8 protein-coding genes and 1 riboswitch are annotated in these 15,665 nt (G+C 63.0%); of the genes, 1 reads left to right on the top strand and 7 read right to left on the bottom strand.

The features are described 5' to 3' along the window. Nucleotides 1–25: 25 nt before the first annotated feature. The 4 genes from BN2475_RS18410 to BN2475_RS18395 form a co-directional block, all read right to left on the bottom strand. Nucleotides 26–3,352, bottom strand: coding sequence for an efflux RND transporter permease subunit (locus BN2475_RS18410; protein ID WP_094780934.1), 3,327 nt, complete (start codon nucleotides 3,350–3,352; stop codon nucleotides 26–28). A 3-nt stretch (nucleotides 3,353–3,355) separates the two neighbouring features. Further along, nucleotides 3,356–6,490 carry an MdtB/MuxB family multidrug efflux RND transporter permease subunit gene (locus BN2475_RS18405; protein WP_094780933.1) on the bottom strand — a complete coding sequence of 1,045 codons (3,135 nt, stop codon included), beginning with the start codon at nucleotides 6,488–6,490 and terminating at the stop codon, nucleotides 3,356–3,358. A gap of 18 nt (nucleotides 6,491–6,508) precedes the next feature. Further along, the gene (locus tag BN2475_RS18400; RefSeq protein ID WP_094780994.1) at nucleotides 6,509–7,924 is read right to left on the bottom strand and encodes an MdtA/MuxA family multidrug efflux RND transporter periplasmic adaptor subunit; all 1,416 of its coding nucleotides are present in this window, start codon (nucleotides 7,922–7,924) and stop codon (nucleotides 6,509–6,511) included. Between the two features lie 448 nt (nucleotides 7,925–8,372). After that, entirely contained in the window at nucleotides 8,373–9,209 is an 837-nt protein-coding gene (locus BN2475_RS18395; protein ID WP_094780932.1) for an IclR family transcriptional regulator, read from the bottom strand. A gap of 415 nt (nucleotides 9,210–9,624) precedes the next feature. On the opposite strand from BN2475_RS18395, the gene BN2475_RS18390 reads away from it, so the two are divergent. After that, nucleotides 9,625–10,203: a hypothetical protein gene (locus tag BN2475_RS18390; RefSeq protein WP_342744634.1), complete on the top strand. Its 579-nt coding sequence runs from the start codon at nucleotides 9,625–9,627 to the stop codon at nucleotides 10,201–10,203. Between the two features lie 164 nt (nucleotides 10,204–10,367). On the opposite strand, the gene BN2475_RS18385 is transcribed toward BN2475_RS18390, so the two are convergent. The 3 genes from BN2475_RS18385 to crcB all read right to left on the bottom strand — a co-directional run bounded on the left by BN2475_RS18385 (nucleotide 10,368) and on the right by crcB (nucleotide 15,327). Further along, a complete protein-coding gene (locus BN2475_RS18385; protein ID WP_094780931.1) occupies nucleotides 10,368–12,359 on the bottom strand; it encodes an acyl CoA:acetate/3-ketoacid CoA transferase in 1,992 nt (663 codons plus the stop codon). A gap of 361 nt (nucleotides 12,360–12,720) precedes the next feature. Beyond that, on the bottom strand, nucleotides 12,721–14,613 hold the full coding sequence (locus BN2475_RS18380; protein ID WP_094780930.1) for a S8/S53 family peptidase: 1,893 nt from the start codon (nucleotides 14,611–14,613) through the stop codon (nucleotides 12,721–12,723). 333 nt (nucleotides 14,614–14,946) lie between these two features. After that, nucleotides 14,947–15,327: a fluoride efflux transporter CrcB gene (crcB, locus tag BN2475_RS18375; RefSeq protein ID WP_094780929.1), complete on the bottom strand. Its 381-nt coding sequence runs from the start codon at nucleotides 15,325–15,327 to the stop codon at nucleotides 14,947–14,949. A gap of 78 nt (nucleotides 15,328–15,405) precedes the next feature. Then, a riboswitch (Fluoride riboswitch) is annotated at nucleotides 15,406–15,466 on the bottom strand. Nucleotides 15,467–15,665 lie beyond the last annotated feature (199 nt).

The following is a 15,665-nucleotide window of genomic DNA, read 5'->3' as shown; positions in this document are numbered from 1 at the left end:
CAACACGCGCCGCGCGGCCAACAACTCACGCAGAAGGCGCCACGCCTGTCTTGCGAGCCTTCCTCGCCTCCCACCGCACGCGGATCCGATCCATGTACAGATACACCACCGGCGTCGTATAGAGCGTGAGCACCTGGCTGACGATCAGCCCGCCGACGATCGCGATCCCCAGCGGCGCGCGCAACTCCGCGCCTTCGCCGCGTCCGAACGCGAGCGGCAGTGCGCCGAGCATCGCGGCGAAGGTGGTCATCATGATCGGCCGGAAGCGCAGCAGACACGCCTGGAAAATCGCGTCGCGTGACGACAGTCCCTGCCGCGATGCTTCGATCGCGAAGTCGATCATCATGATCGCGTTCTTCTTCACGATGCCGATCAGCAGGATCACGCCGATCAGCGCGATGATGCTGAACTCGGTCCGAAACAGCAGCAGCGCCAGCAACGCGCCGAGGCCTGCCGAAGGCAGCGTCGAGAGAATCGTGAGCGGGTGGATATAGCTCTCGTAGAGTATCCCCAGCACGATATACACCGCTGCGAGCGCGGCCAGGACCAGGATCGGCTGGTCGGACATCGACTGCTGGAATGCCTGGGCGGTGCCTTGGAAACTGCCGTGAATCGTCGCCGGCATGCCGATCTGGGCCATCGTGTCGTAGATTGCCTGGGTCGCCGTCGACAAGGACACGCCCGGCGGCAGATTGAACGAGATGCTCGAGGCGACGAACTGGCTCTGGTGATTCACCGACAACGGCGTGGTTCCCGGCCCGAAGGCCGCGATCGCCGACAACGGCACCATGGTTTCCTTCGAGGTCGACACGGCCGATCCCGACGACGCGCTCGACTTGCCGCTCGCCGCAATCGAATTGATCGCCTGGTTGCGCGCGGAGTCGGCGGCGATGCTCGCCGTGCTCGATGCGGTAGTGCCCGCGGTGCCGCCGGTCGCCGCGCTGGTGGTCGCTGCGCTGGTGGTCGCCGCGGTTTCCTTCGTCACCGTGCCCGCCGGCGCGTTGGTGGTCTGCGCGCCGCTCGCGCTGCCGCCCGACGTGCTGATGAAGAGCTCGCGCAACGTCTGCGGGCTCTGCCAGTAGCGCGGCGCGACTTCCATCACGACGTGATACTGATTCAGCGGGTTATAGATGGTCGACACCTGGCGCTGGCCGAACGCGTCGTACAAGGTGTTGTCGATTTGCGCCGGGCGGATGCCCAGACGCGACGCGGTGGCGCGGTCGATCGTCACCATCGCTTCGAGGCCGCCTTGCTGCTGGTCGGAGTTCACGTCGGCCAGTTCACGGCGCGCCTGCAGCGCCTCGGTCAGCTTGGGGCCCCACAGGTACAGGTCGGACGTCGAATCGGCCAGCAGCGTGAACTGGTACTGCGCATTCGATTGGCGTCCGCCGACGCGGATGTCCTGCACCGCCTGCAGGAAAGTGCGTGCGCCGGCCACATCGCCGAGCGGCGCGCGCAGTTGCTGCATCACCTGATCGGCGGACAGGCCGCGCTCGCTTTTCGGTTTCAGCGAAACGAACATGAAGCCCGAGTTGGTCTGCCGGCCGCCGGTGAAGCCGACCACGCTGTCCACCGCCGGGTTCTTGCCGACGATGTCCATCATCTGCGAGAACTTGCCCTTCATCGCCTGGAACGAGGTGCTCTGATCGGCCTGAATGCCGCCGATCATCCGCCCGGTGTCCTGCTGTGGGAAGAAGCCCTTCGGCACGATGATGTATAGCCAGATGTTCAGGCCGATGGTCAGCAGCAAGATCGTCACGATCAGGCGCGGATGCAGCAGTGCCCAGCCTAGCGTGCGTTCGTAGCCGCGCTGCATCGACGTGAAGCCGCGCTCGAGCCAGCGGCCGAAGCGGCTTTCCGCCTTCTTCTCGTGCGGCTCGCGCAGCAGGCGCGAACACATCATCGGCGTGAGCGTGAGGGAGACGATCAGCGATACGGCGATTGCCAGCGACAGCGTCAGCGCGAACTCGCGGAACAGCCGGCCGACGATGCCGCCCATCAGCAGGATCGGCAGGAACACGGCGACCAGCGAAATGCTGATCGACATCACCGTGAAGCCGACTTCGCGTGCGCCGAGGAACGCGGCCTTCATGCGTGGCACGCCGTTCTCGATATGGCGGGAAATATTCTCCAGCACCACGATCGCGTCGTCGACCACGAAGCCGGTCGCGATCGTCAACGCCATCAACGACAGGTTGTCGATCGAAAAGTCCAGCAGATACATCGCGGCGAACGTGCCGATGATCGACAGCGGCACGACCACACTCGGAATCAGCGTGGCGCGCCAGTTGCGCAGGAACAGGAACACCACCATCACCACCAGCGCGATCGCGATCACCAGCGTGTGCTGGGTGTCGCGCAGCGACGCGCGGATCGTGGTGGAGCGGTCGGCGGTCGGCGTGATGTCGACGTCGGCGGGCAGCGACGCGTGCAGTTGCGGCAGCATCGCCTTCACGCGGTCGACCGTTTCGATAATGTTCGCGCCTGGCTGGCGGTACAGGATCACCAGCACCGAACTCTTGCCGTTGAAGAGACCGAGGTTGCGCAGATCTTCGACGGAATCGACCACCTCGGCCATGTCGGAGAGCTTGACTGGCGCGCCGTTGCGATAGGCGATGACCAGATCCTTGTACTGCGAGGCCTTGCTCGCCTGGTCGTTGGTGTAGATCTGCACGCGATTCGCGCCGAAATCGATCGAGCCTTTCGGGCTGTTCGCGTTGGCTGCGGCGAGCGCCGCGCGCACGTCCTCCAGACCAATGCCGTAGTGCGAGAGCGCATGCGGCTCGAGTTCGACGCGCACGGCCGGGTTGGCCGAGCCGCTCACGTCCACTTCGCCGATCCCGTTCACCTGCGACAGCGACTGCTGCAGCACGGTGGCCGCCGAGTCGTACAACTGGCCGGCGGTCCGCGTATTCGATGTGAGCGCCAGAATCAGGATCGGCGCGTCGGCGGGGTTGACCTTGTGATAAGTCGGGTTGCTGCGCAGGCTGGTCGGCAGATCGGCACGCGCGGCGTTGATCGCGGCCTGCACGTCGCGCGCCGCGCCGTTGATGTCGCGATTCAGGCCGAACTGCATCGTGATCCGCGTGGAGCCCACCGCGCTCATCGAGGTCATTTCGGTGACATCGGCGATCGAGCCCAGGTGCCGTTCGAGCGGACTCGCGACGCTGGTGGCGACCGTCTCCGGGCTCGCGCCCGGCAACGTGGCCTGAATCGAGATGGTCGGGAAATCGACCTGCGGCAGCGGCGCGACCGGCAGTTTGGTGAACGCGAACGCGCCGGCCAGCGCGATGCCGATCGCCAGCAGCGTGGTGGCGATCGGGCGGGCGATAAACGGACGCGACAGGTTCATCGCTCAGTTCCCTGCATCGGTGGCGGGCGGTGTCGTGCCGCTCGCCGGCCCGCCGCGATTGAAGCGCTCGCGCACGCGGCGGCCGAGCGAATCGAACGCGAGGTAGATCACCGGCGTGGTGAACAGCGTCAGCAACTGGCTGACGATCAGGCCGCCCGCAATCGCGATACCGAGCGGCCGGCGCAGCTCCGAACCAGCGCCGGTGCCGAGCATCAGCGGCAGCGCGCCGAGCAGGGCCGCGAGCGTGGTCATCAGGATCGGCCGGAAGCGCAGCAGACACGCCTGGTAGATCGCTTCGCGCGGCGGCTTGCTCTCCTCGCGCTCGGCGTAGAGCGCGAAGTCGATCATCATGATCGCGTTCTTCTTCACGATACCGATCAGCAGCACGATGCCGATGATGCCGATGATGTCCAGATCGTGCCCGGTGATGAGCAGCGCGAGCAGTGCGCCGACGCCGGCCGACGGCAGCGTCGACAGGATCGTGATGGGATGGATGAAGCTCTCGTACAGCACGCCGAGCACGATGTACATCGTGACGATCGCGGCGAGGATCAGGAACAGCTCGTTGGCGAGCGACGCCTGAAACGCCAGCGCCGCGCCCTGGAAGCGTGTCTGGAACGAGGCCGGCAAGCCGACGTCCTGCTCCGCCTGATCGATCGCGCGAACGGCCGCGCCGAGCGACGAGCCCGGCGCGAGGTTGAACGACACCGTGGTGGCCGGGAACTGGCTCAGGTGCGTGACGAGCAGCGGCGCGGGTTTTTCGATGAACTTCGCGATCGACGACAGCGGCACCTGGCCGCCCGAGGACGTCGAGGAGGGCAGATAGATCGAGTTCAGCGACTCGGTGTAGTGCTGCATGTCGGGCCGCACTTCCAGAATCACGCGGTACTGGTTCGACTGCGTGAAGATGGTCGAGATGATGCGCTGGCCGAACGCGTCGTACAGCGCACTGTCGATGGTGGCCGGCGTGATGCCGAAGCGCGACGCGGTGGCGCGGTCGATTTCGATGAACACCGAGCGGCCGTTGTCCTGCAGATCGGTCGCCACGTCCGCGAGTTCGGGCGACTGCTTGAGCCGGTCGACCAGCTTCGGCACCCACGTCGTGAATTCGCTGATGTTCGGATCGGTCAGCATGAACTGGTACTGCGTCGGGCTCACGGTCGAATCGATCGTCAGATCCTGCACCGGCTGCATGAACAGCGACACGCCGGCAATATGCGCGACGTCCTTCTGCAACTGGCGGATCACTTCGCTCGCGGTGTTGCTGCGGTCGTCGCGCGGCTTCAGGTTGATCAGCATGCGGCCGCTGTTCAGCGTGATGTTGGTGCCGTCCACGCCGATGAACGACGTCAGGCTTTCGACGTCCGGGTTCTTCAGGATCTGCGCGGCGAGTGCCTGCTGGCGCTCGGCCATCGACGCATACGAAACCGATTGCGGCGCCTGTGTGATCGCCTGGATCACCCCGGTATCCTGCACCGGGAAGAAGCCCTTCGGAATGTACACATACAGCACGCCGGTCAGCACCAGCGTGAGCACTGCGACGAACAGCGTGGCGCGTTGGCGGTTCAGCACCCACGTGAGCGCGACCCCGTAGCGGGCGATCACCCAGTCGATGAAGCGGTGCGCCTTCGCCTCGAAGCGATTGCTGTCGGGCGGCGGCGTGTGCCGCAGCAGCTTCGCGCACATCATCGGCACGAGCGTGAGCGACACGACCGCCGAAATCACGATGGTCACCGCGAGCGTGATCGCGAATTCGTGGAACAGCCGCCCGACCACGTTGCCCATGAAGAGCAGCGGGATCAGCACGGCGATCAGCGACACCGTCAGCGAAATGATCGTGAAGCCGATCTGTTTCGAACCCTTCAGCGCCGCTTCGAGCGCCGAGTCGCCTTCCTCGACGTAGCGCGCGATGTTCTCGATCATCACGATCGCGTCGTCGACCACGAAGCCGGTCGCGATGGTCAGCGCCATCAGCGAGAGGTTGTCCAGCGAGAAGCCGCACAGGTACATCACGGCGAGCGTGCCGATCAGCGACAGCGGCACCGACAGACTCGGGATGATGGTCGCGTAGACGTTGGCGAGGAACAGGTACATCACCAGCACCACCAGCACCACCGACATCGCCAGTTCGAACTGCACGTCGCGCACCGACGCGCGGATCGTGGTGGTGCGGTCGGTGACGATCTGCACGTCGAGCGCGGCGGGCAGCGCCCGCTGCAATTGCGGCAGCAGCGTCTTGATGCTGTCCACCACCTGAATCACGTTGGCGCCCGGCTGGCGCTGCACGTTCAGGATGATCGCCGGCGTGTTGTCGACCCACGCGCCGAGCCTGGTGTTCTCCGGCCCCTCGACGATGCTGGCGACGTCGGTCAGCATCACCGGGCGGCCGCTCTTGTACGCGATCACCGCGCTCTTGTACTGCTCGGCGTCGGTGAGCTGATCGTTCGAGTTGATCGTGTAGTTGCGCGTCGGGCCGTCGAAGTTGCCCTTCGGCGTGTTGACGTTCAGGTTCGAGATCGTGGTGCGCAGATCGTCCAGGTTCAGACCGTAGGCGGCCAGGGCGCGCGGGTTCGCCTGGATGCGCACGGCCGGGCGCTGGCCGCCCGACAGGCTCACCAGACCCACCCCCGCGACCTGCGAAATTTTCTGCGCAAGACGCGTGTCGGCCATGTCCTGCACCTGGGTCATCGGCAGTGTCTTCGAGGTGATCGCGAGCGTCATGATCGGCGCGTCGGCCGGATTGACCTTCGCGTAGATCGGCGGCGCGGGCAGATCCGCAGGCAGCAGGTTGCCGGCCGCGTTGATCGCGGCCTGGACTTCCTGCTCGGCGATGTCGAGCGGCAAATCGAGGCTGAATTGCAGCGTGATGATCGACGAGCCGGCCGAGCTTTGCGACGACATCTGATTCAACGACGGCATCTGCCCGAACTGCCGCTCGAGCGGCGCGGTCACGGACGACGTCATCACGTCCGGGCTCGCGCCCGGATAAAAGGTCTGCACCTGGATCGTCGGGTAGTCGACCTCGGGCAGTGCGGAGAGCGGCAGGAAGCGCAGCGCGACGAGGCCGACCAGCATGATGGCCGCCATCAGCAGCGCGGTGCCGACGGGGCGCAGAATGAAAGCGCGGGATGGATTCATGCGGTGAGTGCCATGCCTTTATTGCGAGGCTTGCGCCGCGTGTTTGCCGTGATGCGCGTGAGCGCCCGAGGCGGCCGAGGCCGCGGCCGCGCCGCTCGCACCACCGGCACCACCGGCACCACCGGCACCGCGTGGCCGCTCGGCCGGAATCGTGATCTTCGCGCCTTCGCGCAGCCGGTCCGAACCGTCGGTCACGACGCGCTCGCCAACCTGCAAGCCGGATTTGATGCTGGTGCGCTCGCCGTCGACCGGGCCGATCTTGACCGGACGCACCGTCACCGTATTGTCCGGCTTCACGACGTACACGAACTGACCCATCGAACCGTTGAGCACGGCCGTGGTCGGCACGATCACCGCATCCTTGATCGTATCGACCAGCAGACGTGTATTCACGAACTGATTCGGGAACAGCCGGCTGTCGTCATTCTGGAAGATCGCGCGCAGCCGGACCGTGCCGGTGGTGGTGTCGATCTGATTGTCCATCGTTTTGAGCGAACCCACTTCGAGCGGCGTGGTGTTGGCGCGGTCATACGCGGTGGCCGACAGCTGCTCGCCGTTGCGCGTGTGCTGGATGATCTGCTGCAGGTTGTCTTCGGAGGTGGTGAAGATCACGCTGATCGGCTGCAACTGCGTAATCACGACGATGCCCGTGGAGAGGCTCGACGTCACGTAGTTGCCCGGGTCGACCTGGCGCAAACCGACGCGCCCCGACACCGGCGCGGTGATGCGTGCATAGATGAGGTCGAGCTTGAAGCTCTCGATGTTCGCCTTGTCGGACTTCACCGTGCCTTCGTATTGCCGCACGAGCGACGCCTGCGTATCGACCTGCTGGCCGGCGATCGAATCCTGCGCGAGCAGCGTCTGATAACGCTTCAGGTCGAGACGGGCGGTCTGCAACAGCGCCTCGTCGCGCACCAGCACGCCTTGGGCGTTTTCCAGCGAGATCTGAAATGGGCGTGGGTCGATCTGGGCCAGCACGTCGCCCTTTTTGACCATCTGGCCTTCCTTGAAATACACATCCTGCAGCACGCCGCTCAACTGCGGCAGCACGGTGACGGTGGCGAGCGGCGTGACCGTGCCGAGCGCGGTCAGCACCACCGGCATCTCGCCCTGGGTGGCAGCCGCCACATGAACCGGTTGCGGCATGTTGGCCATCGCGCCCGGCCCGCCACGGCCCGCCCGGCCGCTGCTCGCGCTTCTGGCGCTGGTCGCGCCGCTGGCGTCGCCGCTGGGCCCGCCCCACGGATGCCAGCGCCACGCCACGACTCCGAGAATGACCAGCGCCGCGATGATCAGTGCGATATTGCGGCCGCGGTGCCGCTTCACCGCGCCGGCGGCATAGTCCGGCGCGCCGGTCGGGGCGCCGCTTGCGGACGGCGCGGAAGGCGGAGCGGCAGGGCGTTGGGTTTCCGGATGCTGTTGTTGTTCGTCCATCGGTTCGATCAGGTGGCTGGCTTTGATGTGGGACGCTTGCGCGGTTTCGCCGGTACGGGGGAATCGGCGCACTGGCACGCGGGCGACAGGGCAGGCGGTTTCGACAGCGGGCGCGCCGCGCACGTTCAGCGCGATGCTACCCGAGGCGCGGGACAGCGATGTTAACGCAATGCGGCATCATCACCGGCCGGGCCGGGCCGTCTGCGCTGGCGATAACGGCTCGCCGGGCGCGCCCGTGGCGGGAATTGCATGATCGTACGTTGCGGGGTCTGTAATAGTCCACCGGCGTTTTTTTCGTTTGATTACGAAAGTTACAGCCGGTGTTGCAGGGGCTGGCCGCGTGGTGTTGCGGTGGCGTTGCGTGTTTGCGGTGGTGCTGCCGCGGTATTGCGCAGATGTTGTCGTGGTCAGATCGACCGCGCGGCAAACACCGCGGCTCAGGTTCGGCTCAGTTTTGCAACCGGCGCCCCGGCGCTCCGCCGATTTCGACAACGATCCTGTCGATGCATTCGAGCAGCGCCGGCGCGGCGCTCGCGATCAGCCAGTCGCGCGGGCACTGGTCGGCCGCGCCGCCGCAATTGACCGCGTAGCGTTCACCGGACGGTCCGACGAACCCGCGCGCAATGGCATTCAGGCCGTCGTGCCACTCGCCGGTGGAAATCGCGTAGCCGCGCTCGATGGTGTCCTGCAGCGCGCTTTCGAGCCGGCTGCCGACGTAGCCCCAGTCGACGCCTTCCGCCACCTGCAAGCCGGCCAGCAGCGCGTCCCGTTCCGGCGGCGCGAGCGCCGCGAGATAAGCGCGGCCGACCGCGGTGCGGCTCAGGTTTATCCGCGAGCCAATCTCGAGGCGCGACACCAGCACGGCCGAGCGTGGCCGGATTGCATCGATCACCACCATGTCGAGGCGGTCGCGCACGGCCAGATGCACTGACAGCGCCGTGCGTTCGGCAAGCTCGATCAGGAATGGCCGAGCACGCGTGCGGATGTCGAAGTTGCGCAAAAAGCCGCTGCTCAATTCCAGCACGGACGACGTCAGCACGAAGCGCTCGCTTTCGGGCAGCCGGAACAGAAAGCCCGCGCCGACCAGCGTCGCGGTGATGCGCGAAACGGTCGGTTTAGGAATGCCGGTGCGCTCGGTGAGTTCGCGGTTGCTGAGCGGCGCGTCGGCGGCGGCGATCGCGCGCAGCACGGTCAGGCCACGGGCGAGCGCGGTGACTTCATCGCCGGAGCCGTCCCGGTCTTTGAGCGGAGCGGTGGTGGGTCGAGAGGGTGTGGGTCGGTTCATGTGGTTTCTTGGAACTTTATTTCAGTTTATTGTCCGCAAACTGCTGATAGCCGAGCCGCAGCGAGCCACTGAAGGCCTCGGAATGGGACGCTGGGCCAATTTTTTTCATTTTTTTCATAAGATTCATTGTATCGGAATATTTTTCGTAGTATGACGAAGTCTGTTCAGATTTTGCTTGACTTAGTCAGCATAACCATAAAAAATGGAACCTCATTTCGAAAGCTGGTTTCGGGGCCCGGTCTTTTCCGCCGCTTCTGAACTCCTGGTAACTCCCTTCGTATCCGGTTGGTTTTCTCCCAAGATTACCGTCACGGCTTTTTAGTGGGCGCCATCTGCAGCCAATCTTTCGAATCCGATCTCTCAGGTTCTAGCACGGCCCTCGGAATGGCTAGAACTTTTAAGGCGTCACGGCAACGTGACGCCTTTTTTTTGTGCTGCGGATGCGCCCGCACATTGTTACGACATTTCCCGCCGGATGTCGATCACGGCGCTCGACCTGCCAGAAAAAATAACGGTATATACTGTTTATACCGATAACAATCTGGAGCTAGCCATGAGCGCACCGACCTCCCATAAGCCGACAAAGAAGGCCGTCGATCTCGCCAAAAATTCGAACACGCAGGAAGTGGATAGTGACGCGCAGGTTGCAGTTGCTGAACAATCGCCGGCAGCCGACCCCGTCTCGACCAGGAAGGCATCGAAGACAAAGCGCGCGGCTGCTTCGAAATCAGAAGACACCACGCTGCCGGTTGACGAAAAGCCCCGGCGTTCGAAGAAGGAAAAGGTCGTGCGGGACAGTTTCACGATGCCGAAATCTGACTACGACAAAATCGCAGCCTTGAAGCAGAGGTGCCTGGATGCAGGCGTATCCGTCAAAAAGAGCGAGTTGCTGCGCGCCGGACTGATCATGCTGGAGGCCGCGGCATCCAAACGCCTGCTGGCCGCGGTGACGGCGGTAGAGGCGGTAAAGACGGGGCGACCTGCGAAGGCATGAAGGCAGTCAGTCCGTGCGGGTGAGTAGAGTGGACGAGCGCACCGGCGGGAGAAACGCGCGGGTGTGCTTCATCACGACCGGCACGTCGGCGAGCGTCTCAATTGGAAACGGTCTTCCAGCAAGTTCAAATGTGACGCTCCGACGTCGCAAGCCTGCCGAATCGACTACCGGGCTTCGCGAGACGATGCCTCTTCGGGGCTCTCATAGATATATGTGGCGACACTGCGTCGCTGCAAGGCGTCTCCCAATTTCATTCGAAGGAAACTACTCGTCGTATATCGAGTCACGTCCGAATAATATCGGGCAACTAAACGAGTGACCATCTCGGAGTAGGCATCAATGACTTCCGGAGCTATCGAGAAATTGTCGTAGTTGACGATAGCGTGGGGCTTCACGTCAAAGCCGGACAGCGCTCGCTCAACCTCGACCCGGATTGCCTCGACGTCGTCAACGGTCGTCACCTTGTGTCCTTCGAAGTTGATGAAGAACATGTTTTTATCGGCGTCGTAGCTGAAGCGCTCACTGAGCTTCAGCCTCAACAGCATGGCTCGCAAGCCCATCGGCTTGTCCTCGAAGATGCGGGCATCCATGAGGCGCGGCGGTGCCTTGATGATGGGAGCAAAACCCATCTGCGAGACGATGTCTGCATGCAGGTCAACCCCGGGCGCGATTTCGACGAGCTCGAGCCCATCACGCGTCAGGGTGAAGACGCACCGTTCGGTGATGTAAAGAACGGGCTGCTCGCGCTCGCGGGCGTAACGGCCGCTAAAGGTTCGATGTTCGACTGCATCCACGAATTTCTGGGAGGCACCACCGTTAAGAATCTGAAGTCGTCCGTCTTTGATACGTACGTCCAGCGTGCCTGCGTTAAAGGTCCCGACAAACACGACCTTCCTCGCGGCCTGTGAGATGTTGATGAAGCCACCGGCACCGGCAAGCTTCGGCCCGAACTTGCTCACGTTCAGGTTGCCTTCCCGGTCGACTTGCGCGAGCCCGAGAAATGCGATGTCCAGGCCGCCGCCGTCATAGAAGTCGAACTGGTAGGGCTGGTCGATGATGGCGTCGGTGTTGATTGCCGCGCCGAAATTCAAGCCGCCTGCCGGGACGCCTCCGATGACGCCCGGCTCGGTTGTCATCGTAAAGAGGTCGCAAACTTTTTCTTCGTTCGCGACGCTCGCTATTCCCTCTGGCATGCCGATCCCGAGGTTCACCACGCTATTGGCCATCAGTTCAAACGACGCGCGCCGCGCGATGACTTTGCGCTCGGTCAGCGCCATGACCGGATTCGAACCGGTGGCAATACGGAGCTCACTCGCAAAGCCAGGGTTGTACGGTTCGGCGAAGGTTTGCCAGTGGTTCTCCGGCTTTGCGACCACGACACAATCAACCAGGGTTCCAGGTATTTTGACCTGTCGAGGGTTGAGCGTGCCAGACTCGGCAATGCGCTCCACCTGAACTATCACGATGCCGCCAGAGTTGCGCGCGGCCATTGCGATGGCGAGCGATTCGAGGGTGAGCGCTTCCTTTTCCATCGTCACATTGCCGTTCGCATCGGCGGTGGTACCGCGCACGATGGCAACGTCAACCGGAAACGTCTTGTACAGGAGGCAGTCGGCACCGTTGACCGATATCAGGCTGACGAGGTCCTCCGTGGTTCGGGAGTTGAGCTTGCCGCCGCCGTTGCGGGGGTCGACAAAGGTACCGAGTCCGACCGTGGACAAATGGCCAGGCCGACGAGCCGCGATGTCGCGAAACAGCTGGGAGATCACGCCTTGGGGAAGGTTGTACGCTTCGATCTGGCCTTCCACGGCCAGACGTTGAAGCCCCGGGACAAGTCCCCAGTGACCACCGACGACTCGCCGCACGAGTCCTTGATGGGCAAAGTGATTCAGGCCCTTGTGCGCGCCGTCGCCCTGACCGGCTGCGTAGACTAGCGTCAGATTTCGCGGCGCATCGTTTTCGCTGCCTGGCGAGTCGAGGAACAGCCGCTCCACTGCGATGGCGATTTCCTCCGCGAAGCCAATGCCAACGAAACCGCCGGTTGCCACGGTGTTGCCTGGGCGAATCAGCCTGACGGCCTGTTGCGCACTGACGATTTTTCCTTTTCCGACGCTACTTGCCGATGCAGGAAACGGATGTTGAAAGCCTGCGCTCATGATCTCTCCAGACCGCACCAGGGAGCCGGGCTCCGGCGCTATGCACTTGTTCGGACGTGTTGTAAGCGGACCGCAGTATTTTTTGTTCGCTAATGCTGGAAACATTCGCGGCTGACGCGGCTAACGCGGCTAACGCGGCTAACGCGGCTAACGCGGCTAATGCGGCTAATGCGGCTAATGCGGCGGCTACCGCATAGTTCGATGCGCTCTTAACCTTGCGGTCCGTTGGTAAGGATACTCGCTTCGCTGAGCTGTTTTTCCGTGGCGTGCGTAGAGAATGCCGCCGGCTCCCCAGCACGACGCGGGATATCCGATCTCCACGATTCGTCTGCTACTGCGCGCTAGCGGCACTGCACTGTCGTCAGAGACACTGTTCGCAATCGTGCATCCGCTGGTGGTAGAGCACGATGCGTCGATACATCAAGGTGTCGCGCCATCCGCATGGACGGGTCGACAGGTACTCCCGCAAAGCGTTCGACATATTGTCCTCGGCAAGCAACATCGTCTTGAGATCCGCTAGCTGCTTTTTTGACGGCGCATGGCCGTCCTGAAAGCTCTGAACAGCATCGATTAACGATTTGTTGCGGCTTCGATAAAAAACTTGCAGCGCCTCGACCTCGTACATCTGTTCGATGCCGCTTGTTTCAGAGGAGGTGTCCGGTTCGCTGCCGTCAAAGAGCTCCTCGCTCCCAGCGATGTCCTTGCTCCCGTCTCCAACTGGGGGGAGGCCAGCCAGCAAGCGAAAGAGTGGCCACGAAACATCGTCCGGCCTGATTTTCCGAAGCTCGTTTGCGTCGTACCGCGCCTTGATGTCACGCGCCAGGTTCTCGTCCAGCATTGCGGCCGCATCCAGTCTGCCGAGTCCTATCGTACTGAAATCCTCTTTCCTGTCTTGAACGGACAGTCTGAGCGTTTCGCGGCATGCAATCACACGACGCCAATCCTTCGGATAGGCTTTGCCTGGACCTGCCAGCCAGAGCGCACATGCTGCTGCTATTTGGGGTGCGCTCGAGGATGTACCGCCTCCGTGCATGGTCCATCCATGTTCCGTCCTGTAAGTCATCGACGGCACGTTCGGCGTGTAGGCACCGGTCGCCTTCAACATGACTTTGTCAGGCCCCCAGCAACCTTGCATGACTCCCAGCTCGTCTCGCTTGTACGGGCCTTCGTCGAAGGTGACCCCGGTGGCCGTCACTACCCGGTAGAACGCAGACGGATAAAGAGTAAAGTGAGTGACGATGTCCGTAACGACGGCCCAGAAACTATCGCCGGCCGCCGCGACGACCACGACTCCAGCTTCGAAGAGCGCATTTGTGGCTCGCGCCCAGGATTTCATAGGTAGTCCGCCGTGGCTGAGGCTAACAACATCGCACTGCTGACTATTTCCCGGTTTCAAGGCGTACATCAGCCCCTTGGCCATGGTCTCGCCGTACAGATGCACGACGGAGCCATCCACGCCAGCGATTCTTACAGGGACGACTTCCGCGCGAGGCGCGCCTCCGATGAATCCTTCATAGACCTGGCCTGCTGGCGTCGCCGGGGTCTTTGCAGTCAAGCTAACCTCATTCCCGGCGAGCAGGGCGAGTGTCGCAGTACCGTGTCCGGCGTTGGGGCCTTCGCCGGGGTCCGAAGTATTGTCATTGTCTTCGACGAAGTTCCAACCTTGCTGCGCGCGCATATTCAGTGGCACCGAATAGTGTTCGGGCCACCAGCCAATGTCCAGGTGCGCGATTCGCACGCCGTCGCCCTGGGTCACTTCCCACGCCTGTGGGAACCGCGCATGTTCCAGATGCCATGCTGGCGAGAATTGCGTGTTACTGGCTGGTGGATAGCTCGCGTTGAGCGTTTCGGAGGGAGGGTACGGCGGGCCCTGTTCTGTCGTACCGGTGGTTGGCTCGACGGCCGAATGACTGTCTTTATCGGCATTCCTGTCGTTCGAAGGTTGCCGGTAAGCGATGTTAGGCTCTACATAAACATCGTTGCGCCTGATATTTCGTTCAGCGCGCAATATCGCTTGTGCCTGCTTATGAGCACGGTCCCATGGATGCATGTCTTCCACAGCATCGGGCCGCAGCACGAGCCAGTCGGTGCTTTCGCCGACGAACCGACTGGTCGGCGCCGGAAACAGTACGTCCAGAGCCCCGGGCCCAATTCCTGCAAATCTTGCTGTCGAGTGAACGGTCCTGTTCCGCAGCGCATTGACATAACTTTCAGGCAGCCGGATCAGGAGCTTGTCGGCGTTGTTGGCTAACATGCTTAGTCCTCCAAACGGTCAGACCGGGAAGGTCAGGAACTTGACCCGGTTCGCGTTGAGTCAGGAAGCGCATAGTCGAGTTTCGACGTCGCGCGGTGGTTGCCCCACACATACCGAGCGAATCTAATAGTGATTTAAGCACTGCTTCGTTCGCGGTGCAGCGGCCGGAAGCATCTGGGTCTGCTGTTCCGGTATGACGCATGGACGGCTGCTGTGGCGGAAAAAGACATCGACGCGATAGCGAAGAGGGCGCCAAGACGGTTGCGTTCATGGGCTCGGCGCTGACCCCGCCAACCCAGCGACCGCGCAAGCCTCGCCAATCTACCCGCGCGCTCAGCGCACCAACAACGAAACGGTCGCGATGCCGAGGATGGTCATCGCCAGCGATGAGCCGACGTGAATCGCGATTTCACCCGCTGCCCAGCCGAGCCGGCCGTCCTGCAAACGCTGCACGACTTCCGCCGAGAAGGTGGAGAAGGTGGACAGACCGCCCATCAAACCGGTAATGACGAACAGTCGCCACTCCGGGGCGATCTGCGGCGCGCGGGCAAATCCCGCCACCGCGACGCCGATGATGTAGCCGGCAATCACATTGGCGGCGAGCGTGCCGAGCGGCAAGTCGCTGAAGAGGCCATTCATACGAAAGCCGAGAAACCAGCGGAACAGCGAACCGAGCGCGCCGCCGATGGCGACTGCGAGAAAGGACCAATACATGGGAAGGGGCCTGGCAAAACCGGAGTGTCAACAAACCGGACCGTGCGGGCGACGCGCTGCCGCGTCCGCAGTCATCCGGGCGAAGCAGGCATCATCAGCTTCGAGGCGGTTAATGGAGAATGCCATCTCCAGCGCCGCAGTCTAACATTGGCGGGCGCATGTGGGGACAGGTCGGTGCGAAGCCAGCACGGGCGGCACGCCGGCTTTCATGCGCGTGGGCCTTTCGGGACCGCCATGCCGGGCGACCGGCGAACGGTGACCGGCATCCAGCGTCCAGCGTCCAGCGACCCGCGACCAGTGTTTAGCGACCGGCGTCCAGCGACCCGCAACCCGCAACC

It is taken from the genome of Paraburkholderia ribeironis (genome assembly GCF_900019265.1).
In the GTDB taxonomy this organism is placed as follows: domain Bacteria; phylum Pseudomonadota; class Gammaproteobacteria; order Burkholderiales; family Burkholderiaceae; genus Paraburkholderia; species Paraburkholderia ribeironis.
This window is presented reverse-complemented; position numbering and strand designations above follow the sequence as displayed.

Bases quoted from the DNA above. Each gene is read 5' to 3' on its own strand.
- BN2475_RS18395 (WP_094780932.1), bottom strand. From the start codon at position 9,209: ATGAACCGACCCACACCCTCTCGACCCACCACCGCTCCGCTCAAAGAC.
- BN2475_RS18400 (WP_094780994.1), bottom strand. From the start codon at position 7,924: ATGGACGAACAACAACAGCATCCGGAAACCCAACGCCCTGCCGCTCCG.
- BN2475_RS18410 (WP_094780934.1), bottom strand. From the start codon at position 3,352: ATGAACCTGTCGCGTCCGTTTATCGCCCGCCCGATCGCCACCACGCTG.
- BN2475_RS18380 (WP_094780930.1), bottom strand. From the start codon at position 14,613: ATGTTAGCCAACAACGCCGACAAGCTCCTGATCCGGCTGCCTGAAAGT.
- BN2475_RS18405 (WP_094780933.1), bottom strand. From the start codon at position 6,490: ATGAATCCATCCCGCGCTTTCATTCTGCGCCCCGTCGGCACCGCGCTG.
- crcB (WP_094780929.1), bottom strand. From the start codon at position 15,327: ATGTATTGGTCCTTTCTCGCAGTCGCCATCGGCGGCGCGCTCGGTTCG.
- BN2475_RS18385 (WP_094780931.1), bottom strand. From the start codon at position 12,359: ATGAGCGCAGGCTTTCAACATCCGTTTCCTGCATCGGCAAGTAGCGTC.